Genomic DNA, 22,916 nt, shown 5'->3' on the forward strand with positions numbered 1-22,916 from the left:
TCGGCGCGAAAATCGGAGCCGATTTTCAGAAGCTGCGACGCATGGCTTCAAGGTGATCGCCTCCCGCAATCCAAACGAGCTGCGACGAGCCCTTGAGAAGGTTGGGTCCGTAAAAGGGTCGGTGGGAGGCGGGCAGGCGGCCTTTTTGTGGTCCGGCACGAAACCTCCCGACCCCATCGCTTGCCGTGGGGTCGGGGTACGCCGACTGATCAGCAGCGGTCGATGTAGACGCGGCCGGTAGAGCGGTCGCGATAGCGGCAATAACCCGGACGGTCGGCAACCCGGCCAAGCAGATAACCACCCACGGCACCAGCCGCTGCGGCGACGGCGGCGCCCTCGATTGTGCCGCTCGCAATGCCGCCGATTGCCGCGCCTACGGCAGCGCCGCCGACTGCCGTCTTTTCGGCCGTCGTGCACCCGGCGAGGGCCGCCGCCGCAACGAGTGCGATAATCAATTTTTTCATATAACCGCTCCTAGCAAGGGGTGTCCCCGTATGAAAGCCGGGAACGGTCATCAACTGCGTTTCAGTCCCGTCCGGCGTACCCTTGCTCCGTGCGATGCGAATTTGTCGCAACCATGACGCTGGTGCTTCCGATCGAGGCGATCAGTGTGCCGTCCGGCCGAACATCCCAGGTCAGTTCCGCATCCTCTTCTTCCATGGCGGGGTCGACGGGCAGGCATTTCGCGAAAATCTGCGGCTGATTCCCGGTGAAGAGAGAAAGCGCGTTCGGTACTTCGCTTTCGCACTCCTCCACCGTCTCGAACACTGTGACCGGTGCCGGAAGTTCATTGCATTGCGCCAGATCGTCCGAGCAGCCGATTATGAGCAACAAGGCGGCAATGTGTTCCATCACAAAACTCCTCTCGCCCATAGTAACGGAGTTCCGCGGGGAGGAGTTCCATGCCTTTGGTATTGTATTTTTACTACGTTGGATTCCGGCTGCGCCCGACTTCCTGCGCGAAGACAAGTCGATGTCATCCCAATGTAGAGGGCCTCGTCTCCGATCGTCGAACGCCGGGCTTCCTTGGGCACCCTTTGGCGGGCTATTCGATCTCGAAGCTGCCTTCGGGCACCAGGAGGCTGTATTCCAGCACTTCGGGACCGACCTTGAGGCTGGCCATCCCATCGAGAGAGGCCGGCACCACGCGTTCGAGTGCGACGCTGCCGAAGCGCTTGTTCCTGAGATTGCCGCCATTGGGCGGAATGTCTTCGTTCCAGATCAGGGACAGCGCTCTGTCGCCGGGGAGGTCGTTTTCGTCGGCCGGCACGATCCGTGCCGTCAACGTCACTTGGCCGTCCGGGCGCGACAGCGCGCCGTAGCTCACTGAATTGACCGCCAGTTCGTGCAGGGCCAGGCCGATATGCAGCGCCGCATTCGGATTGAGGAAGGGATTGGCCCCTTTGATCCGCACACTGTTTTGCGGATCGGCCGTGTAGCGGCTCACCTGACCGGCGACCAGTTCATGCAGGTCGGCGCCGCGCCAGTTCGAGGAGGTGACGAGGTCCTGCGACGAGGCGAGTGACTGCAATCGCCCTCGAAACCGGGTCAGGAAGCCGTCGATCGTGCCGGAATAGCGGCCGGTCTGGGTCGCCACGCTCTGTATGATGGCGAGCAGGTTCTTCGACCGGTGGCTCACCTCCCGCAGCAAGGTGCGCAGCGTCTGCTCACGGCGCTTCTGTTCGGTGATATCGACTGCGGTCGTGACAACGCCGCCGACACGTCCGTCGTTGCGGTCTGCATCGATCCAGATGTTGAACCAGTTGGCGCCGCCGTCTGCCGGGACGCTGATCTCGAGGCTTTGCGGGTGACCCGATTCTAGCACCGCCTTTTTTGCCCCGATCAGGCGCTGCGCCTCGGAGGCGGGAAGGAACTGGTCGTCCGTCGCGCCGAACAGGTCGCCGGTCGACCATGACGGCGGAACGTTGCGCGCCCAAAGCACCCGGAGTTCCGGGTCCTGGTAGACGACGGATATGCCGGTGTTGTTGAGCGCGCGGAGCAGGCTTCGGCCCAGTTCGACGCTCGATTCGGGATGATGTACGTTCACGAACCCGCTCCCGCCCTGTTTTTTTCCTTCTTTTCCTCCGACTTCAGGGCTCATGCAAGTGCGGGCCTCAGTATCCCTCGAGCCTGTCCGTTGCAGGCGTCGGGCGAGGGTTGGTTCGACGAATGTCGAAATCCGTTGAGCGCGGACTCCGAAATCCCGTCGACAGCTGGATCACCCGGCTCGTCGGAACAGTCCCGCAATCAGGGAAAGCACGAGGAAAGCCAGGAAAATGAAGAACAGGATCTGCGCGATACCGGCGGAGGTGCCGGCTATGCCGCCGAAGCCCAGTGCGCCGGCGATAATGGCGACGACAAGGAAGACCAGGGCCCAGTATAGCATCGACCTTCTCCTATGTTGTTTCGTGACGGCAGAACGTGTCGCGTCGATATTCGTTCCGGTGTGAACAGTGGCGGGGGGCGATGCCGGTGCATTGCGCGGCCGCCATAGACCAGTGTGTTGTCAGGCCGCGGCCTTGGCTTGTCTGTCGAAGAACAGGGCCTGGCTGATCAGGGCTTTCACCATCTCGGGGTTGAACGGCTTGGTGACGAGGAAGGCCGGCTCGGGCCGCTCGCCGGTGAGCAGGCGCTCGGGAAAGGCGGTGATGAAGATCACGGGAACAGGTGTCGATGACAGGATTTCGTTGACTGCGTCTATGCCGGAGCTGCCGTCGGCCAGCTGGATGTCGGCGAGCACCATTTTCGGACTGGTCTTCTGGAACAGTGCGATAGCCTCGGAGTGGGTTCGCGCCGTGCCGACGACGCGGTGGCCCAGGCTCTCGACCATCTCCTCGATGTCCATGGCGATCAACGGCTCGTCCTCGATCACCAATATGTCGGTCGCGACCTGACGCGAGATTTCGTTGCTCGCCTGATTGATCAATGCGGTGAACTCGCGTTCCGACACGTCGAGGACTTCGGCCGCTTCCTTGTCCGAAAAACCTTCCACGGCGACGAGCAGAAAGGCCTGGCGCGGGCGTGGCGCCAGGGCCGCGAGATTGGTGACGGCGCGTTGCTCCCAGGCCGATGCCGGGGTCTCCTGCGGCACCTGGATGGAAATGGACGAAAACAGCCGAGTGAAGATCTTGTAGAGTGCGATCCGGTCGCTCGACGCTTCGGGGAAGATGCCGACATCGGCGATGATCGCCTCCAGCATCGCTGCGACCAGCGCGTCCCCACTGGTTTGCGATCCCGACACCGCGCGCGAGAAGCGGCGCAGAAATGGCAGATGTGGGGCGATCGTCGCTGACAACGTCATGATCGGTGGTCTCCCTCGGTGCCGTTGAGGCCGGTAGGAATTGTCGCTTTCTCGGGCTCGAATACGACGTGCTCAACGTCGGCCACAACAAAAAGTTCCAGAGCACAGGAACGAATCCACCGGCCGGACGTTGTCGCGGTCAGATCGGCGGCTTTCAACACAGGGCGCCGGCCGTTGGTTGTGCGCAATTCGGGGGGACGGGATATGACAAACCAGGGCGAATGGACGGCATGACAAAAGCAGCTGGCGCGCGGCAGACGAGGCCGAAACCGAATGGGCCCGAACATCTTCTGGGGGCGAATTCGGAAATAGCCCGGAAATTGGACGAATACTACAAGAGCCTTCTCTCAGACGAAGTGCCTGACCATCTCACCCAGCTGCTGGCTCGGCTGGAAAGGGCGGAATCCGAACAGAAGAAGGGTTGATCGCTCATGGCCGTATCGCAGGGATTCAAGGACGATCTGCTCGGCGCGATACCTAGCCTGCGCGCTTTCGCGGTCTCGTTGTCGCAGAATGTCGACCGGGCCGACGATCTGGTGCAGGAAACGTTGGTCAAGGCGTGGGACAAGCATATGAGCTTCCACCCCGGCACCAATATGAAGGCCTGGCTGTTCACCATCCTGCGCAACGAGTTCTATTCTCAGATGCGCAAGCGCGGTCGCGAGGTTCAGGACAGCGAGGGCGTCATGACCGGCCGCCTGGCGGTCCATCCCAGCCAGCATGGCGCGCTCGACCTGGAGGATTTCCGCTCCGCGCTCGCACAATTGCCGGAGGATCAGCGTGAATCGATCATCCTGATCGGCGCTTCGGGCTTCTCCTACGAGGAGGCCGCCGAGATCTGCGGCTGCGCGGTGGGAACGATCAAGAGCCGGGTCAGCCGGGCGCGCGCGAAGCTGCAGGAAATCCTCGAGATCTCCGGCGAGGCCGACTATGGTCCGGATGCGATTTCTGCGCAGGTCCTGGGATCAAATGCGGCGTGACCCGGCGAGCGCGGCGATGACAACGTCCATGAGGACGGTGCCGCTATAGGGCTTGCTGACGACGGGCGCCCCCGGAACGGCCTTGTGAAGCTCTTCCAGGTCGCCATATCCGGACGCGATCACGAACGGCACGCCGAGATGCAGAAGTTCCCGGGCGAAGCCGACAGTCGACTGGCCTTCGAGCATGAGGTCAAGGACCGCGACGTCGAAGCGTTTGGCAACAGCCTCGGCGCCCCCGGTCTCTTCGAGGCTTTTCAGGATCACGATGTCGTCCGCGCCGCATTCGCGGCACAACTGCTCGACATCCATGGCGATCAGGAACTCGTCTTCCAGCACCAGGATGCGCTTGCCCGAGAGCGCGTCTGCAGCCAAGTCTCCAACCTCCGGATCCGGCAAGCCGTTACAAAATGAACACATGGACGAGTTGCCACGGGGTGTCATTTAAAAAAGACATGACGGAACCGTTTCGTTTCGTGAGGCGTTGCCCGGCGCCGGTCCTATCGCGCGAGCCGCCGCGTCGCGCGATTGCGAAGCAGATCCGCCACGAGGGAAGAAGATGGGACCGCAAGCCATTCCGACTCTTCAATATCCGTGTGAACACTGCCCTTTGCGTCCGCTGAAGGTTTTCAGGAATTTCGAAGAGCAGGAACTGGCCTTCGTCGCCACCTTCAAGAAGGGCGAACTGGCGGTGGAAAAGGGCGTTACGGTGCTGCTCGAAGGCAGTCACAGTGCTCATCTATACACCGTGCTGTCCGGTTGGGGCTTCCGCTACAAGCTGCTTTCCGACGGACGCCGGCAGATCCTCAACTACGTCATGCCCGGAGACCTGATCGGCCTCCAGGGCAGCCTCACGGGCGAGATGCAGCATTCCGTCGAGGCGTTGTCACCGATGCTGCTTTGCGTCTTCGAACGGGATCGACTGATGGAACTCTATCGCAACCATCCGGGCCTGGCCTACGACATCACGTGGATCGCCTCCAGGGAAGAGCAGATGCTCGATGAAAATCTTCTAAGCGTGGGCCGTCGGACGGCGCTCGAGCGGGCAGCCTACCTGATTGCCTTCCTCCTGGAGCGCGCCAGGGGCGTCAGCCTGATCAGCGCCGGATCGGCGGAGATCCCCATCACCCAGCAGCATGTCGCCGACACGCTCGGGCTGTCGCTCGTCCACACCAACAAGACGCTGCGAAAGTTGGCGAGCCGCAAGCTCATAGCGTGGAACGGGGGCTGCACGGTTCTCGACGGCGAGGGGTTGAAGAGGGTGGCGCGTTGGGAAGGGCTGTCGATGCAAGGTCGGCCGCTTGTATGATCGGGGCACTCGACCATGAGGAATGCGGACTGGACTTCCGCAGCGAAACCCATTTTCATGACGCAGCGGTTCCCCGCCCGTGGAACATCGGTCCCGGCGGTGCGTTTGGCGTCGTGTAAACAAGGAGTTGAACCATGCCGAGTGCTGCAGAAAAAGGCGGGAAATCCGACAATGGATCTCGGGTGATCTCGCAGGATCTCGAAGCCGATATTGCCCAGCTGAAGAGCGATCTGGCGAAGCTCGCCAAACAGCTCCAGTCGACGGGCGGGCATTCCTATGGAGCGGCCCGGCGTGCTGCGTCCGAAGGCGTCGACCAGTTGAAGGCGCAAGGCGAAGCGGCGATCGAAAGGGTGCGCTCGGGCGCAAGCGACCTGGAGACGCGGCTCGAGGAGGCTATTCGCGAGAAGCCGCTGACGTCACTTGGCGTCGCGATTGGAGTGGGCTTCATGCTCGCATTGCTGACGCGCCGCTGAATGCTCGGCTCGGTCATCGCCGCATTCATTTCCGGTGAGGCTTCCAACATGGCGCGACGGGCTCGCCGCGCCATGATTGTTTATGTCCTGGCAGGTCTGGCCGGGCTCGTCGGGATCGGTTTTCTGGTGGCGGCGGGCTATATCGCCGCCGCCGAGCGCTTCGGCGCTGTCGAAACGGCTGCGGGATTCGGCGTCGGTTTCCTGCTCGTCGCCGCGCTCATCATCGGAATATCCGGGTTGTCGGACCGCCGCCGATCGCGAAGGGAGGCGGACCGCCGGTCGTTCGATCTCGCCTCGATAGCGGCGGCCGCAGCCATATCCCTGTTGCCGTCGATGCTGCGGGGGCGGGCCGGAATTGCGGCTGTCGTCTGGCCGGTGCTTGCCGTGCTCGCTTATGCGATCTACCGCGAAAACACCACGCCGGACAAAGGAGACGAGCCGTCCGAGTGATCCTGGGTTCTTCCCTACGGCGTGGCCGCGAGCACCGGCCCATTCTGCCTTGCCCTTGAGGCAAGCCTTCCTCTCGTCGTCTCGATGGCCCCGGAACGTCGGACCGGCCGGCTGCCTCAGCAGCGGGCGAAAGCGATTCGAGCAGTCCACGTCACGAAGAGTCGCGCCGCACTCGCGAAAGAAATAGCTCTCCGTCCGCGCCCAGAGCCGGAACCGGTCACATTCCAGGCGATCGGCAGCGTTGTCATCCCTGGCGGGCAAATGTCCGTGAATGCAACCGGAACCTGACCGGAGTCACGACGTTTGGTGATTGTGACGCCGCGCCGGTTCTCCCTTGCGACAGATCGATCAGGCGCGGCGGTGCAAGACCTTTCGCACAAGGAGAATGTATCATGAACCGTCATCTTTTCGCTACGACCGCCGTCGCCGTCCTGCTTGCCACTGGCGCCTATGCCCAGGACGCGACCCAGCCAGCGCCGACCCAGGCGCCCGCCGAGATCCAACCGGCCGATCCTGCCATGCCCGCCGCCACTGTGAAGGCGGATGGCCAGATCGCGACCAATATCATCGGCGAGACCGTATATGACGGTACCGGCGACGACGCCCAGAATATCGGCGACGTGAACGATATCGTCATCGGCCAGGACGGGAAGGCCGAGGCAGTAGTGATCGGCGTGGGCGGCTTCCTGGGCATCGGCGAGAAAAACGTCGCCTGGGACTATTCGGACATGGATTGGGCCGAAAAGGACGGCGACCGCTGGATAGTGATCACGGCCACCAAGGAGGAACTGGAGGCTCTGCCGGCCTTCGACCGCAAGGCCTATGACCCGGCAGCGGCTCCGTCCACTGCGGGCGACACGACCGCGATGGCGCCGTCCGCCGACGCGCCTTCGACGACAGCGCCGGCCGATGACGCGATGAAGCCTGCGCCTGCTCAGGACGCGCAGGCTCCGTCGACGCAGACCGACATGACGACGACGGCTGCCGTCGACAAGTCGCAACTGAAGGAGGTGCAGCCCGGTGATCTGAGCGCCGAGAAGGACCTCGTGGGCACCACCGTCTACGGCGCCGAGGACGCCAATGTGGGCGAGATCGGTGACGTGGTGCTGACGCAGAACGGCAAGGTGGACGCCGTGATCGTCGATGTCGGAGGCTTCCTGGGTGTCGGAGAGAAGCCGGTGGCGATCGGCATGGACAATCTGGTGTTCATGACCGATGCCGACGGCAACAAATATCTCTATACCAATTTCACCGAGGAGCAGCTGAACGCGGCCCCTGCCTATGACGAGAGCACATGGGCCGAGAAGCGTGACGACCAGCGCATGACGGTCACCCGGTAACGGTGACGCTCGTCCGCAACGAGGAACTCGTCGGTCGACGGGTTCCTCGAGCTTTCCATGGATATCGCCGGACATAGCGAGTGATCCATGCGGTGAACGATGTCTGTCAGATTGTTCATAAATTGAGAACGGTTCATCCTGAGAACGCTCTCTTTCATTTGCCGTTCCGCTCCAGACATAGTGCGGCATGAGACGACGCCGGAGCGTCGGACACGAAGGAGAGCAGGATGCTGAACCAGATCAAGGGCCTCCACCACGTCACGTCGATGGCGAAGGATGCAAGGCAGAACAACGAATTCTTCACCGGGAAGCTAGGCCTGCGCCGGGTCAAGAAGACGGTGAACTTCGACGCCCCTGACGTCTATCATCTCTACTACGCGGATGAATTCGGTACGCCGGGATCGGTCATGACCTATTTTCCGTTCCCGAATATCGGCAAGGGTCGCCCCGGCACGGGAGAAGTCGGCACGACCGTCTTTTCCGTTCCTGAAGGAACACTCGGCTACTGGGAGACGCATCTCGCCGGCCAGGGCGTCACCGGTCTCAGGCGCGAGGAGAGTTTCGGCCAGAAGCGGCTCGCCTTCGACGGGCCCGACGGCGACGGTTTCGCTCTCGTGGAAGACAAGGGCGATGAACGCGCTCCCTGGGCGAAGGGCGGCGTGCCGTCCGACGAGGCGATCCGTGGCTTCCACTCGGTTTCGATGCGGCTGCGCGATGCGGGCCGGACCGCCGAACTGCTGAAGTTCATGGGCTATCAGGAGGTCGATGCCTCCGGCGATGTCAGGCGCTTCGCCGTGGAGAACGGCAACGGCGCGGATATCGTCGACATCGAGACCCTACCCGGCGCGCCGCTCGCCGATCTCGGCGCGGGCTCGGTGCATCACGTCGCCTTCGCGGTGGAAAACCGAGCCAGTCAGCTCGAGGTGCGCAAGGCGCTGATGGACACGGGCTACCAGGTGACGCCTGTCATCGACCGCGACTACTTCTGGGCGATCTATTTCCGGACCCCCGGCGGCGTGTTGTTCGAGGTCGCCACCAACGAGCCCGGCTTCGACAGGGACGAGGATACCGCGCATCTCGGCGAGACATTGAAGTTGCCGTCGCAGCATGCGCATCTGAGGCCCTATCTCGAACAGCACCTCCAGCCGCTGGAGTGAAAAGCGCATGGAAAACGACAGCTACATCCACACCGTGCTGCCCGGAAAACCGGGCAGTCCGCTGCTCTTCGTCTTTCACGGGACGGGCGGCGACGAGCGCCAACTCGTCTCGCTGGGCAGGGATCTGATGCCCGGCGCGACCATCGTGTCGCCGCGAGGCGACGTCTCCGAGATGGGCGCTGCGCGCTTCTTCCGGCGCACAGGCGAGGGCGTCTACGACATGGACGACCTCGCCCGGGCCACCGACAAGATGAAGGCCTTCGTACATAAGCAGATCGAGGCCAGGAAACCTTCCGCGGTGCTCGGCCTCGGCTATTCGAACGGCGCCAACATCCTGGCATCCGTCGTCTTTGCCGCGCCTGACCTGTTCGACGGCGCGGTGCTGATGCATCCCCTGATCCCGTTCGATCCCAAGGTCGCGGGCAGCCTGAGCGGCAAGGCCATGCTGGTGACGGCCGGTCGGCGTGATCCGATCTGTCCGCCGCAGATGACGTCCCGGCTGGAATCCTATTTGCGCGCGAGCGGGGCTGATGTCACAGTTGAATGGCATGAGGGCGGTCATGAGTTGCGCCCTGCCGAAATCGAGGCGGCCAGGCAGTTGCTTGGCCGCTGGACCGACGGGAAAGGAAGAGGAACGGCATGACCGAGCAGGCGTCTGAGATACAGGTCGAGGACCGTGGTACGAAGGGTCGGTATTTCGTCACGGGGCCTGACGGCTCGGTGGCCGAAATGACCTTCACCAAGGCTGGCGACCATCAGCTCATCATCGACCACACCGAGGTGCCCGACGCGTTTCGCGGCCAGGGCATCGGCCTGAAGCTCGTGACGCGGGCGGTGGAAGACGCCCGCGCCGCGGCCAAGACCATCATCCCGCTCTGCCCCTTCGCCAATGCCCAGTTCCGGCGCCACCCGGAATGGGCCGACGTGCTGAAGCATTGACCATGGCCGACATCGCATCGACCTTCCAGTTCGAGGAGACGGCGAAAGGCGGCCGCTATTTCCTTTTCATGCCCAATGGCGAGGAATCGCGGCTGACCTTTGTCAAGGCGGCCTCCGGCCACATAATCGCCGATCACACCTTCGTCCCGGTGCCCTATGGGGGCGATGGGGTCGCGGAAGCCCTGGTCGAGCGGCTGGTGGCGGATGCACGGGCGGCGGGCAACAAGATAACGCCGACCTGCTGGTTCGTGGCCGACGAGTTCAAGCGTCACAGTCCGGCGTGGGATGACCTGCTGAAGGCTTGACCTTCCGGTTCTACCCTTGAACAAATCCTTGTAGCGTTCGCGCAGCACGTTCTTCTGCACCTTGCCCATCGTGTTGCGCGGCAGTTCGTCGAGCAGCGCGATCCGTCGCGGCCGTGCCCCTCGTCAAGACAAAGATCCGGAACCGGTTTGCGCAAACCGCCGGTCATGCCTAAAAGATTGCGTCCCGCCGTTGTCCGGCACCCGTCCAAACAAACCCAGGTCGATCCCATGACAGACAAGATCCCCGTCTTCGACGGCCACAACGATGTGCTGCTCCGGCTGTTGAATGCCGGTTCGGCCAAGGCCGAAACCTCGGGTTCGGCTAAGGCCGAGACCTTGTTTATCGAGGGCAGGGCGGGCGGGCATATCGATCTGCCGCGCGCCAGGGAGGGCGGTTTCGCCGGCGGCATGTTCGCGATGTTCCCGCCGCCGGTGAAGAATGTCGACCTCGATGCCAGCATGAAGGCCAAAAGCTACGACATGCCGCTGCCGCCCGAGCTCGACCGCAGCGACGCGCTTTCCTCCACGCTGGCGATGGCTTCGATCCTTTTCAGGCTCGAGCGGGCCGGCGCGCTTTCCGTCTGCCGCAGCGCCGGAGAGATTCGCGATGCGATGGCGCGCGGATCGCTGGCTGCGGTGTTCCATATCGAAGGCGTCGAGGCGATCGACACCGATCTCGTCCTGCTTGATGTGCTCCACGCGGCAGGCCTGCGCTCGCTCGGCATCGTGTGGAGCCGGCCGAACGCCTTCGGCCACGGCGTGCCTTTCCGCTTTCCTGCCTCGCCGGATACGGGGCCCGGACTGACGGAGGCCGGCAAGGCCCTCGTCCGAGCCTGCAACCGTCTGAAGATCCTGATCGATCTTTCGCATCTCAACGAGAAGGGCTTTCGTGACGTCGCGGCGATCAGCGACGCGCCGCTCGTCGCCACGCATTCAAACGTGCATGCGATCTGCGAGCATGCGCGCAACCTGACGGCCTGGCAGCTCGGGGCCATCCGCGAGAGCCGAGGTATGGTCGGGCTCAATTTCGCCACCGGCTTCCTCCGTCCCGACGGCCGGATGGATGCCAACACCGATCTCGACATCATGGTGCGCCATGTCGATGCCATGCTCGAGGCGCTGGGCGAGGACGGCGTCGGCCTTGGTTCCGACTTCGACGGCGCCCTCATCCCTTCGGTCATCGGCGACGTCGCGGGTCTGCCCCGGCTTCTCCAAGCCTTCGCCGCCCGCGGCTATGGCCGCGAGCTGATCGAGAAGATCGCGTGGCGGAACTGGCTGAGCGTTCTGGAAAGGACGATTGGATAAGCGAATAGCGAGTAGCGAATAGCGAATAGGGTAAAAATGAGTGGTGGGGCCGGGGCCGTCGCCCCCCGCCTCTTTCTTCCCCTATTCGCTACTCGCTATTCGCTACTCGCTCCCTTCATTCTCTCCAACCACCTCGCCCCCACGCCCCGATCCCGCATGATCGCCAACGGATCTTCCCGATCGAGACGAGAGCAGATGCGATAGACCTCCAGCGTCTCCGCATCCATGTCGCCTCTCTTGTGGAAGAACATGGCGGCCGCGTAGCGGGCGCGACCCGACCAGGGTTCGCCGAGCGGCGTATTGACCAGCGCCCATTGTTCGGCGACTTCCGTGTCCTCGTCCATGCCTGGTCTATCGTTCCGCGGGCGGGTTTGCGGTGCGCCTGTCGAGCTTGACGAAGGGACGCGGCACGACCTTGGCGCGTTTCATCAGCTTCTGGTACTGCAGTTCGCGCATCGCATAGATCTCGACCCAGAGGTCGCCGACGATCACGTCGCCGTAGGGGCGCGTCAGGCTGGCAAGAGCGATGTTGCGCTTCGCCGTGGGCGACCAGATGGCGGCGCTCACCAGTCCGACCTCGCGTGTCTTGCGATGATAGACGATCGCATGTTCGGCCGGGACATTGCACTCGATTTCCAGCCCGACCAGGATATGCCGCATCGTCTTTCGGGCGCGTGCCGTCTCGATTGCCCGCCGGCCGTTGAAATAACCCTTGTTGGAATCGATCATGAAGCCCAGCCCGATCTCGTCGGGCATGCGCAGCCGGTCGGCACGGATCGCATGTTCGGCGGTGACGAAGTCGCTGTTGGCGACGATCAGCCCCGCCTCGATGCGCGCCCGGTTGAGCGCCTTGTAGCCTATGGCGCGGATGCCGTGCAGTTGTCCCGCCTCGAACAGCCGATCCCAAAGGCTGAGCGCCCGTTCGGCCGGCACGAACAGTTCGTAGCCCAGATCGCCGGTGAAGCCCGTCCGCGAGATCGTCACCGTTCCAGCATCATGGGCGAAATCGGCCAGGTCGAAGAGCTTGAGTTTCTCGACACCGGCGAAGCCGGCGTCGCGCAGCACGGCATAGGAGGTCGGACCCTGCAATGCCAGGGCCGCGATCGCTTCGGTCTCCTCCGCGATCGCCACGTCGAAGCCGATCGCGCTGTCGAGGAGCCAGGGAAGATGCCGCTCCTGGCAGCAGAGCCGGAACCGTTCCGCGGAAAGCCGGAACAGCGTGCCGTCGTCGAGCACATGGCCCCGGTCGTCGCACCACGCCGTGTAGTGGACCCGTCCCGGCGCGAGGCGGGTCACGTCGCGCAAGGTCAGGCGGTCGCAGAAGGCTTCGGCACCGGGGCCCTCGATCCGGTACTTCACCATCGGCGAGATGTCGAAGACGGCTGCCTGGCTGCGGATGGCGAAATATTCGAGTTCCTCGTCCCACAGCGAGCCGGGCGCCTTGTAGCCGGCCCAGTTGTACCAGTCTTCCTGCTTGCCGAGCGCCTCCAGCCTGGGCTGGAACGGGGAGGGCAGCCGCAGTGTGCGGAAGTGGTTCTGCCTGGCGAGGCGCATTGCTAGCGCCCCGTTGCGGGCTGGCATGGCGGAGAGCTTCTTGCGCAGCTGATGCACCTTAACCTCCCGCCTGGACGACGCGTCGCGCCGCGTTGAGCCCCGGAGCGCCGGAGACGCCGCCGCCGGGATGCGAGCCGGCTCCGCAGAGGAACAGGCCGTCGATCGGCGTGTCGTAGCGTCCGAGGCCGGAGACCGGTCGGGACATGAGCATCTGATCAGCCTGCAATTCGCCATGATGCCAATGGCCGCCCGGCATGCGATAGCGCGCCTCGATATCGTCGGGCGTCAGCAATTCGGCATGAAGCACCGATTGCCTCAGTCCGGGAGCATGCGCCTCGATCTCCGTCAGCACCGCGTCGAGCAGCTTCGGTTTGCCGGCTTCCCAACCCTCCTTCAGCCGGTACGGGGCATATTGGATCACGGCCGACAATACGCATGCGCCGTCGGGCGCGAGCTTCGGATCGGACAGGCTCGGCAAGATGATCTCCATCACCGGCTCGGGCGAGAAGGCGCCATATTTCGCAGGATTGAAAGCGTTCTCCACACGATCGGCGGATGGAGCGACGACCATCCTGCCGCGCGCCGCGGCGTCGTCGACGCCGGCGAAACGTGGCACCTTGTCGAGCGCGAGATTGAGCTTCGCCACATTGCCATCCATGCGGATGTTGCTCACCTTTCGCACCAGGCCGGTATCGAGCATGCGCGGACCGACCAGTTCGAGAAGCGTCGTCCTGGGATTGATCGCCGACATGACTGTTTTGGTGCGGATTTCCTCGCCCGATTGAAGGGTGACACCGGCGGCGCGGCCCTTCTCGACACGGATCTTCGCCACCGGGCTGCCAACGCGCGCCGTTACGCCAGCCGCCGCCGCGGCGCTGGCGACCGCCTTCACGACCGCGCCCATGCCGCCCTTCGGCAGAAGCTGCGCGCCCGACGTTCCGCCCGCTTCGCCGGTGAGCCTGTAGTAGAGACCGAGCAGCGAGGTCGGCGAGCGGGGGCCGAGATGGGACCCAAGAACGGCGTCGAAGGCGAGCAGTCCGCGCAGCCGATCATCCGTCAGGTGCTCGTCCAGCGCGTCGGTGACGTTCATGAGCAGCATGCGCAGGAAGTCGCGCATGTCCTCCTTTCCGAGCCGGCGAAGAGCCAGGCCGGTGCGGGCGAGCGCGGCCGTCTCGGTCAGCGGCATGCCCGCGAAATCAGGCGCGGCGCGGGAGAGGAACGGTTTCAGTACGCCGGCATAGCGGAGCAGTTGCGCGCGAAGTTCCCGCCACGCCACGGCTTCGGCAGCCGTTGCGCCGTCGAGGCTCTCGCCATAGGCGCCGTTCAGCACCAGCGTGTCGCCTTGCCTGGAAAGCACGGTGGTCGGAGCGCCGCCGTTCCGGTCGATCGCGAGGCCGTGCCTTTCCAGGTCGAGGGCCGCAACGACGTCGGGATGGAGCCGGTTCAGGATGTGAGCGAGCGAGGAGACACGGAAGCCCGGCGCGAAAGTCTCCGTACGCGCTGCGCCGCCGACCTCGCCGGCGGCCTCCAGCACCAGCACCTTGCGACCCGTCTTGGCGAGCACCGCCGCCGCGACGAGGCCGTTGTGGCCCCCGCCGATCACCACCGCATCCCAGTTTCCTGCCGCCTCAGAAGACGTCATGGGCGGGGCTCATATGGTGGGTCGGCCGGGCGAGATCCCGCAGGATCTCCGAGGCGGCGTTGCGGCCGGGAGCGCCCATGACGCCTCCGCCCGGATGGGTGGACGAGCCGCACATATAGAGACCGCCGATTGGCGACCTGTACTGAGCGTAGCCTGGAACCGGCCTGTTGAAGAGCAACTGGTCGAAGGTCAGTTCGCCCTGGAAGATATTGCCTTCCGTCAACCCGACCTCGGCCTCGATCTCGCGCGGCGTGCGCACTTCCATGTGGACGATGCGGTCGCGGAAACCAGGCGAATAATCCGCGATCTGCGCGATCACGCTTTCGGCGAAGCCGTCGCGATCCGCGTCGGTCCAGTCGCGCCCCTCGACCTTGGGCGGAGCATATTGGACGAAGCAGCTCATGAAGTGTTTGCCCGGTGGCGCCATGGTCGGGTCGAGCGTGGTCGGGATCACGACGTCGAGGAAAGGGTCGTTCGACCAGCGCCCGGCCTTCCAGTCGTCATAGGCGCGCTCCATGCGTTCCACCGTATCGGTGAAATGCAGATCGGCCTGGACACAGGGCGAGCCTTCCGGCAGGGCCGGGAATTCGGGCATGGAATCCAGCGCGATGTTGACCTTCCCGGAGGAGCCTCGGATCTTGAAGTTCCTCACCCGCCGAAGGAAGATTTCGGGAAGCTCCCGCGTCTCGACCAGCTTCAGGAAGGTGCGCTTCACATCCGCATTGGAGACGACGAGCTTGCCCGGGATCTCCTCGCCGCCGGCCAGCACGACGCCGCGCGCCTTGCCGCCCGCGACGAGGACGTGATCGACCTCGGCCTCGGCGCGGATCGTCCCGCCGGCAGCCCGGAAGGAATCGGCGAGCGCTTTCGTCACCGCGCCCATGCCGCCGCGCGCAAAGCCCCAGGCGCCCACCGATCCGTCGACCTCACCCATATAGTGGTGCAGCAGCACATAGGCCGTGCCCGACGACATCGGGCCGAGCGCGGTGCCGATGATGCCCGACAGCGCCAGATTGGCCTTGATGACGTTGGTCTCGAAATATTCGTCGAGGAAATCCGAGATCGACATCGTCCAGAAACGCAGGGTAAGCGCCATCTCCTCGGCGCTCAGCCCGGAGAATTTCCGGCCGAGATGGATCAGCTCGCCGATGTCGCGGGGGCGCAGGCTGGTCGGGTCGGGCGCGGTGCGCATCAGAAGCGGCTGGATGAAGCGGCATTGCCGCGTGACGTCGCGGGCGTAGCGGTCGTAGGCCTCGGCGTCCCGCTGAGAGAAGCGCGCGAACTCCCGGCGATGGGCGTCGTGGTCGCGATAATTGGCGAGATAGTCGCCATCCCTGGTGAACACGGCGCCCCCCTCATAGGGGATCACCTGCAGCCCGAAGCGGGGGAGTTCCAGATCCCGCATGATCTCGGGACGGAACAGCGAGCATACATAGGAGCAGTTCGAATAGAGAAAGCCAGGCGACAACTCGCGGCTGGTCGCCGCGCCGCCGACCCAGGGGTTCTTCTCCACGACCAGCACGTCGAGCCCCGCCCGCTGCAGATAGCAGGCATTGACCAGGCCGTTATGTCCTGCGCCGATGACGATGGCGTCCCAGCTCTTCATGGCCGCGTCCGCTCCGCCTCCATTTCCCTCGTCTTCGAACTTGGCACGGGGTCGGCGTCGCTGTCCAGTTATTTTGAATGAATGTTCAACAAATGATGTTGCATTTATCCTTTGATACGCTAGGCTTTCGGTTAGATTCCGACGTTCGGAGCTCGGGCTGAATGGTTCAGACGGAAGATGCCGCCGCCGAGTATGACGACATTGCGATCCGCTTCCTGGAGGCGCTGTGGGGAGAGGGTTATCTGTCCCCCGGCGGCCCGGACGAGGTGGATCGCGTGCTCGACGGGCTGACGCTTCAGGGCAAGTCCGTTCTGGATATCGGCTGCGGTTCGGGCGGCATCACGCTGCATCTGGTCGAAAGCCATGGATGCGCCCATGCGGTCGGCTTCGATGTCGAGCGGCCGGTGGTCGAGGCGGCGCGGGCGCGCGCCGCGCGGCAAGGGCTGTCGGATCGGGTCGATTTCGTCCATGCCGCTCCGGGGCGGCTGCCTTTCGCGGACGGCGCATTCGACGTCGTGTTTTCCAAGGACGCCCTGCTCCATGTCGCCGACAAGGAGGCATTGTTCCGTGACGTCTTCCGGGTTCTGAGGCCGGGCGGTGTCTTCGCCGCCAGCGACTGGATGATCTCGCATGACGGCGAGCCGTCGGACGAGATGAAGGCCTATGTCGAGGCCGAAGGCCTTTCCTTCAACATGGCCTCGCCGGCCCGCTACGTGAAAGCCATGACATCGGCCGGCTTCCGCGACGTCGTCGCGACCGACCGCAACGGCTGGTATCGAGAGGTGGCCCGCGGTGAACTCGCGCGCCTGGCCGGGCCTCTCTACGGCAGGGTGGCTGCCGTCGTTGGCAAGGAATATGTCGACAAGAACCTGCGCACCTGGGAAGCCATGCAGAAGGTGCTTGACAGCGGCGAGCACCGGCCCACTCATCTGCGCGGTTGGAAGCCGGACGGAGGTCGTTAGCCGTCCATGTGGAGATCGGACCTGACGATGAAGACGGCGCTGCAGCGGGCGGACAGGACAATGGACGGCGCCGACTTCGACCGGAGGTCCGACGGCGAGAAGAAGGGGCGCAAGGCGTCGAAGGAGACGCGCCGCCAGCAGCTTATCGAGGCGACCATCGATTCGCTCGCGCGGCGCGGTTATTCCGAGACGACCATGGCGGACGTGGCTGATGGGGCGGGCCTTTCGCGCGGCATCGTCAATTTCCATTTCGAGAGCAAGGAGAAGCTGCTCGTCGCCACGCTGCAGCATATGGCGGACGAGTATTCCGCCCATTGGCGCGCCGCCCTCGCCAAGGCGGGAGACGATCCGGCGCGGCAGCTCCATGCCTTGGTCGCTGCCGATTTCGACCGGTCGATCTGCAACAAGCGCAAGCTTGCGGCATGGTTTGCCTTCTGGGGCGAGGCGAAGTCCCGCCCGACCTACCAGGCGCTCTGCGGCGCGCGCGACGAAGCCTACCAGCAGGTGTTCATCGACCTCTGCCGGAAGCTCAAGGATGAGGGCGGCTATGACTACGACGTCTGGGGAACGGCGCTGGCGCTGTCGGCCATGCTGGAGGGGCTGTGGTGGCGCCTCATGTTGGGAACCGAGAACGTGACGCGGGAGACGGCGCTTTCCGCGGCGAGAGGGTTTCTCGCCGCTTATTTCCCGAAGCATTTCGGAGGTGCTCGCGCCGGCACGCTTGCGTGATCGCCAGAACCAGCAGCCAGAGGACGGAGCAAGAACATGAGAAGGACAGCACGAAGCGCAATCGCCGTGGTTTTCGCTGCCGCGGCCCTCACCTCGACGACGGCCCTGCCCGTCGCCGCAGACGACAGCCTCACCATATTCGACTGGTCGGGATATGAGATTCCGGAATTCCATCCCGGCTATGTCGAGAAGCACGGCGCTTCGCCTGCCTTCACCTTCTTCGGTGACGAAGACGAAGCGTTCGAGAAACTCCGTTCGGGTTTCAAGGCGGATCTCGCGCATCCCTGTTCGCAGAGCGTTGTCAAGTGGCGCGATGCCGGCCTGCTCCAGCCGCTCGACACGTCCCGGATCGCGGCATGGAAGGACCTCGATCCGGGCATCATGGCGATGAAGGATCTGGCGACCACGCCCGACGGGACCGCCTGGTTCATGCCCTGGGAGTGGGGCAATTCGATCCTGACCTACAATTCCGAGAAGATCGACGAGAAGGACATCCAGTCGCTCAAGGCGCTTGCCGACCCCAGATTCAAGGACCGCGTTTCGATCCCCGACAATGTCGACGACGCCTATGCGCTGGCCGCGCTGGCGATCGGTCTCAAGGATTGGACGAAGATGACCGACGAGCAGTTCAAGCAGGCTTCGGATTTCCTGCGCGAAGTGCACAAGAACGTCCGCGTCTACTGGACCGACAATACCGACATCGTGCAGGCGATGACGGGTGGCGAGATCGACCTCGCCTGGGCCTGGACAGACGCAAGCGCCCAGGCGGTCCTGGCCGGCGCGCCCATCAAGACGAAGGCGGACACCGCGGAGGGGCTCTCCACCTGGGTCTGCGGTTATGTGCTTCTGAAAGATGCGCCCGGCAGTGCCGACAAGGCCTATGACTATCTCAATTCGATCAACTCGCCCGATGTCGCCAAGTTCCTCCTGACCGATTGGGGATATGGCCATGCGGACGCCAAGGCCATGGCCTCCCTTGACCCCAAGGTCCTGGCGGAGAAGGGCTATGACGATGTCGAGAAATTCATCGACAAGACGCTGTTCCAGTCGCCGCTGCCGGCGGAACTCAAGCTCAGGATGATCGCCGAGTTCGAGAAGATCAAAGCGGGCTACTAAGCGTGGCCCGAGCCGATGTGATCCGTGCCGATGTGATCGTGGTGGGGGCCGGCTTTGCCGGCCTCTCGGCCGCAGGGGAATTGTCGGCGGCGGGGCTCGACGTGCTTGTCCTCGAGGCGAGAGACCGCGCCGGCGGTCGCGTGGAATCGCTCCGTGCCTCCGACGGTCGGCGCATCGACACAGGAGGCCAGTTCCTGTGCGACGAGATGCCGGAGCTGCTGGCGCTGGCACGGCGGTTCGACAAGACGCTGGTGGAGACCCCGCTCGACGGAGCTTTCGTCGCCCAGCCGCCGATGACGGAAGAGGAGGCCGAAGCGACCTATTCCGCCTCGATGGCGATCCGGGAGCGAATGAACGCGATCGATCCGGACAATCCCGATATCGCCGGGCTGAGCGTCGCCGCATGGGTCGAGCGGCAAGCCGACGAACCGGGGGCCAGGAACGCCTTCCGCTCCATGGTCGAGGGGCTCTGGTGCCAACCGCTCGAGCGGCTTCCGCTCTGGCATCTGATAGACAATGACCGCCGCATCACGAACGAGAACTATGAACTGCAATATTTCCTCGGCGAAACCATGCATGCGTTGGCCGACGATCTCGCTGCCGCGCTGGGCGATCGGCTGCGGTTCGGGGCCGCAATCGAGCGGATCGAGCACGGGCAGCGGGGCGTGCGCGTGGCGAGCGCATCCGGCCGCTTCGAGGCGGCGGAAGTCGTGGTCGCGGTACCGCCGGTCATGGCGTCGCGGATCGCCTTTGACCCGCCTTTGCCGGCCTGCCTTTCGCGGGCGTTGTCCGTCTGGGAAAGCGGCGCGGTCATCAAGGTGTTCGTCCGTTATGAAGAGGCGTTCTGGCGCGAGGCCGGCCTGAGCGGCACGGTGATGTGGCGCGACGCGCACGGCCTCTTCGCCTGCGAGGTCAGTCCCGATCCCGGTCATGCGGCGCTGGTGGTGTTCATGGGCGGGCCCAGCGCTCGGTCCTGGCGGTCCCTCGACGCGGCGGCCTTTCACGAAACCCTGCTGGCGAAGCTCGCGGCCGCGCTCGGCCCCCGGGCAGCGGCACCCTTGGAGATCCTGCCGCGCGACTGGACAAACGATCGCTGGAGCGGCGGTGGCTACAGCGACCTCATCGTCGACATGCGGGCGCGCGACGCAGAGGCGGTCCTGCGCGCGGGGCATCCTCCGGTGCATTTCGCCTCGTCCGAGCTTTCCCCGTCCTTTCCCGGCTATGTCGAAGGCGCGATCGTGTCGGGGCGGGACGTGGCGAAGAAGGTGGCGGCCCGGCTCGGCAAGGGAGGCGGGCGAACCGCGTAGCCTCCCTTCGCCGTTCGAATTCGATCCGTCCTGCGGCCTATTCGGCGGGCGCCGGCAGGGGCGGGGCGTCGTTGTCGCGCCGTTCGATGGCATATGACACAAGCGCGACCGCCGTCGCGACGACCATGGCGCTCGCGCCGATCAGCGGCAGGATGCGGTAGCCGTAGCCCGCGCCGAGCACGGCGGCACCGAGCGAAGCAGCAAGCGCGATGCCGACATTGAAGCCCGCGGGAATGAGCGACGAGGCAAGGTTCGACGCATCCGCGGTCCAGGTCAGGATACGGGTCTGGATCGGCGTGCCGATGGCGAAGTTCAGGCCGCCCCACACGACGACTGCGGCGATCATCGCCAGGGGGTAGGGACTGACGGCATAGATCACGGCGAGCATTGCCGACTGGAGTGCGAGCATCGAGATCAACGCCGGCATCAGCTTCCAGTCGGCGAGACGGCCGCCGAGGAAGACGCCGATCGTCGCGCCGAGGCCGTTGGCCAGGAGCACGAAGGGCACCCAGCTCTCGTCGAGCCCGGTGACCTCCTGCAGCAGCGGCGCGATGTAGGTGAAGGGGCCGAATTGGCCGATCATCAGCATCAGCATCAGGATCAGCGACGTCCACACCTGCTGGCGGCCGAGCACCCGGACTTCCTTCGCAAAGCCCACCGGCCGACGTGCGGGCCCTGCCTTGGAAGGCAGGAGAGCTACCATGGCCGCGATCGAGGCGACGCCGATGATGCACATGACCCAGAAGGTCGCGCGCCATCCCCAGAGATTGCCGATCGCCGTGCCGACAGGCACGCCGATGACGTTGGAGACGGTCAGGCCGGACAGGATCAGCGCGACCGCCATGCCGCGCTGCTCCTCGCGAACGAGGCTGACCGCGACGACCATGGCCACGCCGAAGAAGGTGCCGTGGGCCACGGCGACCGCGACCCGCAGGGAGAGCATCGACGCAAAATCCGGCGCCAGCGCACAGGCAGCCTGGCCGATGGTGAAGGCAACGGCGAGGCCGATGAGCAGGGTCTTTCGGGAAAGGCCCGGCGTGAGCAAAGTCAGCAGCGGGCCACCCACGGCGATACCGAGGGCGTAGCCGGAGACGAGATAGCCGGCGGTGGGGACAGAGACGTCGAGGCCTTCCGCCACCTGCGGCAGCACCCCGGCAATGACGAACTCGGTCGTGCCGAAGGCGAATGCGGCGATGAACAGGGCAAAGAGGGGAAGCGGCATGATGGTGCGGATTCTCTTACAGAAGCGCGTCAAAGCACGGATGGCCCGGTGCCGGCAATCCAGAAACTCTGACTGCAGCTTTAGCTTTTCTTCATCCGTGTCGCCGATATCGCCGACCGCCAGCAGTGGGGTGCGGGCACGTCAATCGGCCAACGCGACCAGCGCTTCAGGATCGTAGGCCAGCCGGATCGGAGCGCCGACCGGAATGTCGTCGGCGCCGAAATTGTTGGTCTCGGAGACCGACAGCGGTTTTTCCAGACCCGGAACCTCGACGATCAGATGGGTGATCTCGCCGAAATAGTGCCGGTCGACGACCGTACCCGCCACTTCGAATTTCGCCTTGGCGTCGTCCCACAGCACACGCAGCCGCTCCGGCCGGATGCCGAGCGTGGCGCCGCTGCCGTTGCGGACGAAAGCCTTTGGTTTTTCCGTCGTAACCCGCCCGAAGGCCATGGTGTCGACGGTCAGCGAGCCACTGTCGTCATCGACGATCTCGGCCTGGATGAAATTCATGCCGCCGAGGAAATCCGCGACCTGGCGGTTCGTCGGCTGCTGATAGATCTCCTTGGGTGCCGCGACCTGGGCGATGCGGCCGCCGAACATCACCGCGATGCGGTCGGACATGGCAAGCGCCTCGTACTGATCGTGCGTGACCAGCACGAAAGTGATGCCCACGGTGCGCTGCAGGTGACGCAACTCCACCTGCATCTGCTCGCGCAGCTTCTTGTCGAGCGCCGACAGCGGCTCATCGAGCAGGAGCACCTTGGGGCGCATCACCAGCGCGCGCGCAAGCGCCACCCGCTGCCGCTGGCCTCCGGAAAGCTCCGTCGCTCCGCGCTTGCCGAGGCCGGCCAGCGACACCTGCGCCAGCGCCTCGTCGACCCGGCGCTTTTCTTCCCGGGCATCGAGGCGCAGGCGTTTCAGGCCGTAGGCGACATTCTGCTCGACATTGAGATGGGGAAATATCGCGTAGCTCTGGAAGACCATGTTGGTGGGCCGCCGGTTCGGCGGCACGCCGTCCATGGGCTGGCCGTCGATCAGGATGCGGCCTGAAGTCGGTGCATCGAAGCCTGCGATCATCCTGAGCAGCGTGGTCTTGCCGCAGCCCGAAGGTCCGAGCAGTGAGAAGAACTCGCCCTCGGCGATCGCGAGCGAGACACCGTCGAGCGCCTTGAAGGCGCCGTAGCTGCGGCTGACCCCGGCGATCTCGATCATCGTCTTG

27 protein-coding genes are annotated in these 22,916 nt (G+C 64.4%); 15 read left to right on the plus strand and 12 right to left on the minus strand.

The features are described from left to right. Positions 1 to 209: 209 nt before the first annotated feature. The 5 genes from JN280_RS11380 to JN280_RS11400 all read right to left on the minus strand — a co-directional run bounded on the left by JN280_RS11380 (position 210) and on the right by JN280_RS11400 (position 3,301). Complete coding sequence (locus JN280_RS11380; protein WP_202312242.1) at positions 210 to 464, minus strand: glycine zipper domain-containing protein; 255 nt, start codon at positions 462 to 464, stop codon at positions 210 to 212. 61 nt (positions 465 to 525) lie between these two features. Then, positions 526 to 852 carry a hypothetical protein gene (locus JN280_RS11385; RefSeq protein ID WP_202312244.1) on the minus strand — a complete coding sequence of 109 codons (327 nt, stop codon included), beginning with the start codon at positions 850 to 852 and terminating at the stop codon, positions 526 to 528. Between the two features lie 193 nt (positions 853 to 1,045). Next, positions 1,046 to 2,101: a PAS domain-containing sensor histidine kinase gene (locus JN280_RS11390; protein WP_202312246.1), complete on the minus strand. Its 1,056-nt coding sequence runs from the start codon at positions 2,099 to 2,101 to the stop codon at positions 1,046 to 1,048. Positions 2,102 to 2,218: 117 nt separating this feature from the next. Then, positions 2,219 to 2,386, minus strand: a complete 168-nt coding sequence (locus JN280_RS11395; RefSeq protein ID WP_202312248.1) for a DUF1328 domain-containing protein — start codon at positions 2,384 to 2,386, stop codon at positions 2,219 to 2,221. Positions 2,387 to 2,506: 120 nt separating this feature from the next. Next, entirely contained in the window at positions 2,507 to 3,301 is a 795-nt protein-coding gene (locus tag JN280_RS11400) for a response regulator (RefSeq protein WP_202312250.1), read from the minus strand. A 230-nt stretch (positions 3,302 to 3,531) separates the two neighbouring features. Between JN280_RS11400 and JN280_RS11405 the strand changes: the two genes are divergently transcribed. Further along, a complete protein-coding gene (locus tag JN280_RS11405) occupies positions 3,532 to 3,726 on the plus strand; it encodes a NepR family anti-sigma factor (RefSeq protein ID WP_202314690.1) in 195 nt (64 codons plus the stop codon). A gap of 6 nt (positions 3,727 to 3,732) precedes the next feature. Beyond that, on the plus strand, positions 3,733 to 4,281 hold the full coding sequence (locus JN280_RS11410; protein WP_202312251.1) for a sigma-70 family RNA polymerase sigma factor: 549 nt from the start codon (positions 3,733 to 3,735) through the stop codon (positions 4,279 to 4,281). Here the strand turns inward: JN280_RS11410 and JN280_RS11415 are convergent. After that, positions 4,267 to 4,653 carry a response regulator gene (locus JN280_RS11415; RefSeq protein WP_244743226.1) on the minus strand — a complete coding sequence of 129 codons (387 nt, stop codon included), beginning with the start codon at positions 4,651 to 4,653 and terminating at the stop codon, positions 4,267 to 4,269. The two genes, JN280_RS11410 and JN280_RS11415, sit on opposite strands and share 15 nt — an antisense overlap. Positions 4,654 to 4,837: 184 nt before the next feature. Between JN280_RS11415 and JN280_RS11420 the strand changes: the two genes are divergently transcribed. The 9 genes from JN280_RS11420 to JN280_RS11460 all read left to right on the plus strand — a co-directional run bounded on the left by JN280_RS11420 (position 4,838) and on the right by JN280_RS11460 (position 11,556). Further along, positions 4,838 to 5,587, plus strand: coding sequence for a Crp/Fnr family transcriptional regulator (locus JN280_RS11420; protein ID WP_202312253.1), 750 nt, complete (start codon positions 4,838 to 4,840; stop codon positions 5,585 to 5,587). Between the two features lie 134 nt (positions 5,588 to 5,721). Beyond that, positions 5,722 to 6,060: a DUF883 family protein gene (locus JN280_RS11425; protein WP_202312255.1), complete on the plus strand. Its 339-nt coding sequence runs from the start codon at positions 5,722 to 5,724 to the stop codon at positions 6,058 to 6,060. A 72-nt stretch (positions 6,061 to 6,132) separates the two neighbouring features. After that, on the plus strand, positions 6,133 to 6,510 hold the full coding sequence (locus tag JN280_RS11430) for a hypothetical protein (protein WP_244743229.1): 378 nt from the start codon (positions 6,133 to 6,135) through the stop codon (positions 6,508 to 6,510). 392 nt (positions 6,511 to 6,902) lie between these two features. After that, the gene (locus JN280_RS11435; RefSeq protein WP_202312259.1) at positions 6,903 to 7,850 is read left to right on the plus strand and encodes a PRC-barrel domain-containing protein; all 948 of its coding nucleotides are present in this window, start codon (positions 6,903 to 6,905) and stop codon (positions 7,848 to 7,850) included. 227 nt (positions 7,851 to 8,077) lie between these two features. Further along, positions 8,078 to 9,007 (plus strand): VOC family protein, encoded by a 930-nt coding sequence (locus JN280_RS11440; protein ID WP_202312260.1) that lies wholly within the window; start codon positions 8,078 to 8,080, stop codon positions 9,005 to 9,007. Between the two features lie 7 nt (positions 9,008 to 9,014). Beyond that, positions 9,015 to 9,650, plus strand: coding sequence for an alpha/beta hydrolase (locus JN280_RS11445; RefSeq protein WP_202312261.1), 636 nt, complete (start codon positions 9,015 to 9,017; stop codon positions 9,648 to 9,650). Beyond that, on the plus strand, positions 9,647 to 9,946 hold the full coding sequence (locus tag JN280_RS11450; RefSeq protein WP_202312262.1) for a GNAT family N-acetyltransferase: 300 nt from the start codon (positions 9,647 to 9,649) through the stop codon (positions 9,944 to 9,946). The genes JN280_RS11445 and JN280_RS11450 overlap by 4 nt, the downstream gene beginning before the upstream one ends. A gap of 2 nt (positions 9,947 to 9,948) precedes the next feature. Continuing rightward, positions 9,949 to 10,251, plus strand: a complete 303-nt coding sequence (locus JN280_RS11455) for a GNAT family N-acetyltransferase (protein WP_202312263.1) — start codon at positions 9,949 to 9,951, stop codon at positions 10,249 to 10,251. 228 nt (positions 10,252 to 10,479) lie between these two features. Next, positions 10,480 to 11,556 (plus strand): dipeptidase, encoded by a 1,077-nt coding sequence (locus tag JN280_RS11460; protein WP_202312264.1) that lies wholly within the window; start codon positions 10,480 to 10,482, stop codon positions 11,554 to 11,556. Positions 11,557 to 11,651: 95 nt separating this feature from the next. On the opposite strand, the gene JN280_RS11465 is transcribed toward JN280_RS11460, so the two are convergent. Genes JN280_RS11465 through JN280_RS11480 form a run of 4 tightly spaced genes read right to left on the minus strand, consistent with a single transcriptional unit; the run spans position 11,652 to position 16,358 of the window. Further along, a complete protein-coding gene (locus tag JN280_RS11465) occupies positions 11,652 to 11,900 on the minus strand; it encodes a hypothetical protein (RefSeq protein ID WP_202312265.1) in 249 nt (82 codons plus the stop codon). 7 nt (positions 11,901 to 11,907) lie between these two features. Continuing rightward, positions 11,908 to 13,110, minus strand: a complete 1,203-nt coding sequence (locus tag JN280_RS11470; RefSeq protein WP_446720843.1) for an aminomethyltransferase family protein — start codon at positions 13,108 to 13,110, stop codon at positions 11,908 to 11,910. Positions 13,111 to 13,168: 58 nt separating this feature from the next. Continuing rightward, positions 13,169 to 14,752: a phytoene desaturase family protein gene (locus JN280_RS11475; protein ID WP_202312266.1), complete on the minus strand. Its 1,584-nt coding sequence runs from the start codon at positions 14,750 to 14,752 to the stop codon at positions 13,169 to 13,171. Continuing rightward, positions 14,739 to 16,358, minus strand: coding sequence for a phytoene desaturase family protein (locus tag JN280_RS11480; protein ID WP_202312268.1), 1,620 nt, complete (start codon positions 16,356 to 16,358; stop codon positions 14,739 to 14,741). Before JN280_RS11480 ends, JN280_RS11475 begins: the two co-directional genes overlap by 14 nt. A 161-nt stretch (positions 16,359 to 16,519) precedes the next feature. Here JN280_RS11480 and JN280_RS11485 point away from each other — a divergent pair, with 161 nt between their 5' ends. Genes JN280_RS11485 through JN280_RS11500 form a run of 4 tightly spaced genes read left to right on the plus strand, consistent with a single transcriptional unit; the run spans position 16,520 to position 20,472 of the window. Beyond that, a complete protein-coding gene (locus JN280_RS11485) occupies positions 16,520 to 17,320 on the plus strand; it encodes a methyltransferase domain-containing protein (RefSeq protein WP_202312270.1) in 801 nt (266 codons plus the stop codon). Positions 17,321 to 17,380: 60 nt separating this feature from the next. Then, positions 17,381 to 18,049 carry a transcriptional regulator BetI gene (gene betI, locus JN280_RS11490; RefSeq protein WP_446720751.1) on the plus strand — a complete coding sequence of 223 codons (669 nt, stop codon included), beginning with the start codon at positions 17,381 to 17,383 and terminating at the stop codon, positions 18,047 to 18,049. Between the two features lie 36 nt (positions 18,050 to 18,085). After that, positions 18,086 to 19,165, plus strand: coding sequence for an extracellular solute-binding protein (locus JN280_RS11495; RefSeq protein WP_202312271.1), 1,080 nt, complete (start codon positions 18,086 to 18,088; stop codon positions 19,163 to 19,165). 2 nt (positions 19,166 to 19,167) lie between these two features. After that, positions 19,168 to 20,472, plus strand: coding sequence for a flavin monoamine oxidase family protein (locus tag JN280_RS11500; protein WP_202312272.1), 1,305 nt, complete (start codon positions 19,168 to 19,170; stop codon positions 20,470 to 20,472). Positions 20,473 to 20,509: 37 nt separating this feature from the next. On the opposite strand, the gene JN280_RS11505 is transcribed toward JN280_RS11500, so the two are convergent. Together JN280_RS11505 and JN280_RS11510 are read right to left on the minus strand one after the other, a co-directional pair. After that, positions 20,510 to 21,694: an MFS transporter gene (locus tag JN280_RS11505; protein WP_202312273.1), complete on the minus strand. Its 1,185-nt coding sequence runs from the start codon at positions 21,692 to 21,694 to the stop codon at positions 20,510 to 20,512. 141 nt (positions 21,695 to 21,835) lie between these two features. Beyond that, positions 21,836 to 22,909, minus strand: coding sequence for an ABC transporter ATP-binding protein (locus tag JN280_RS11510; protein ID WP_202314697.1), 1,074 nt, complete (start codon positions 22,907 to 22,909; stop codon positions 21,836 to 21,838). Between the last annotated feature and the right edge of the window lie 7 nt (positions 22,910 to 22,916).

The sequence above is a fragment of the Mesorhizobium sp. L-8-10 genome, assembly GCF_016756635.1.
Classification (GTDB): Bacteria; Pseudomonadota; Alphaproteobacteria; order Rhizobiales; family Rhizobiaceae.

What these genes read in the sequence shown, in the direction of transcription:
- JN280_RS11465 (WP_202312265.1), bottom strand. Translation starts at nt 11,900, where the DNA reads ATGGACGAGGACACGGAAGTCGCCGAACAATGGGCGCTGGTCAATACG.
- JN280_RS11445 (WP_202312261.1), top strand. Translation starts at nt 9,015, where the DNA reads ATGGAAAACGACAGCTACATCCACACCGTGCTGCCCGGAAAACCGGGC.
- JN280_RS11385 (WP_202312244.1), bottom strand. Translation starts at nt 852, where the DNA reads ATGGAACACATTGCCGCCTTGTTGCTCATAATCGGCTGCTCGGACGAT.
- betI (WP_446720751.1), top strand. Translation starts at nt 17,381, where the DNA reads ATGGACGGCGCCGACTTCGACCGGAGGTCCGACGGCGAGAAGAAGGGG.
- JN280_RS11485 (WP_202312270.1), top strand. Translation starts at nt 16,520, where the DNA reads ATGGTTCAGACGGAAGATGCCGCCGCCGAGTATGACGACATTGCGATC.
- JN280_RS11410 (WP_202312251.1), top strand. Translation starts at nt 3,733, where the DNA reads ATGGCCGTATCGCAGGGATTCAAGGACGATCTGCTCGGCGCGATACCT.
- JN280_RS11480 (WP_202312268.1), bottom strand. Translation starts at nt 16,358, where the DNA reads ATGAAGAGCTGGGACGCCATCGTCATCGGCGCAGGACATAACGGCCTG.
- JN280_RS11510 (WP_202314697.1), bottom strand. Translation starts at nt 22,909, where the DNA reads ATGATCGAGATCGCCGGGGTCAGCCGCAGCTACGGCGCCTTCAAGGCG.
- JN280_RS11390 (WP_202312246.1), bottom strand. Translation starts at nt 2,101, where the DNA reads ATGAGCCCTGAAGTCGGAGGAAAAGAAGGAAAAAAACAGGGCGGGAGC.
- JN280_RS11420 (WP_202312253.1), top strand. Translation starts at nt 4,838, where the DNA reads ATGGGACCGCAAGCCATTCCGACTCTTCAATATCCGTGTGAACACTGC.
- JN280_RS11425 (WP_202312255.1), top strand. Translation starts at nt 5,722, where the DNA reads ATGCCGAGTGCTGCAGAAAAAGGCGGGAAATCCGACAATGGATCTCGG.
- JN280_RS11450 (WP_202312262.1), top strand. Translation starts at nt 9,647, where the DNA reads ATGACCGAGCAGGCGTCTGAGATACAGGTCGAGGACCGTGGTACGAAG.
- JN280_RS11395 (WP_202312248.1), bottom strand. Translation starts at nt 2,386, where the DNA reads ATGCTATACTGGGCCCTGGTCTTCCTTGTCGTCGCCATTATCGCCGGC.
- JN280_RS11400 (WP_202312250.1), bottom strand. Translation starts at nt 3,301, where the DNA reads ATGACGTTGTCAGCGACGATCGCCCCACATCTGCCATTTCTGCGCCGC.
- JN280_RS11435 (WP_202312259.1), top strand. Translation starts at nt 6,903, where the DNA reads ATGAACCGTCATCTTTTCGCTACGACCGCCGTCGCCGTCCTGCTTGCC.
- JN280_RS11495 (WP_202312271.1), top strand. Translation starts at nt 18,086, where the DNA reads ATGAGAAGGACAGCACGAAGCGCAATCGCCGTGGTTTTCGCTGCCGCG.
- JN280_RS11430 (WP_244743229.1), top strand. Translation starts at nt 6,133, where the DNA reads ATGATTGTTTATGTCCTGGCAGGTCTGGCCGGGCTCGTCGGGATCGGT.
- JN280_RS11505 (WP_202312273.1), bottom strand. Translation starts at nt 21,694, where the DNA reads ATGCCGCTTCCCCTCTTTGCCCTGTTCATCGCCGCATTCGCCTTCGGC.
- JN280_RS11405 (WP_202314690.1), top strand. Translation starts at nt 3,532, where the DNA reads ATGACAAAAGCAGCTGGCGCGCGGCAGACGAGGCCGAAACCGAATGGG.
- JN280_RS11460 (WP_202312264.1), top strand. Translation starts at nt 10,480, where the DNA reads ATGACAGACAAGATCCCCGTCTTCGACGGCCACAACGATGTGCTGCTC.
- JN280_RS11475 (WP_202312266.1), bottom strand. Translation starts at nt 14,752, where the DNA reads ATGACGTCTTCTGAGGCGGCAGGAAACTGGGATGCGGTGGTGATCGGC.
- JN280_RS11380 (WP_202312242.1), bottom strand. Translation starts at nt 464, where the DNA reads ATGAAAAAATTGATTATCGCACTCGTTGCGGCGGCGGCCCTCGCCGGG.
- JN280_RS11470 (WP_446720843.1), bottom strand. Translation starts at nt 13,110, where the DNA reads ATGCGCCTCGCCAGGCAGAACCACTTCCGCACACTGCGGCTGCCCTCC.
- JN280_RS11455 (WP_202312263.1), top strand. Translation starts at nt 9,949, where the DNA reads ATGGCCGACATCGCATCGACCTTCCAGTTCGAGGAGACGGCGAAAGGC.
- JN280_RS11440 (WP_202312260.1), top strand. Translation starts at nt 8,078, where the DNA reads ATGCTGAACCAGATCAAGGGCCTCCACCACGTCACGTCGATGGCGAAG.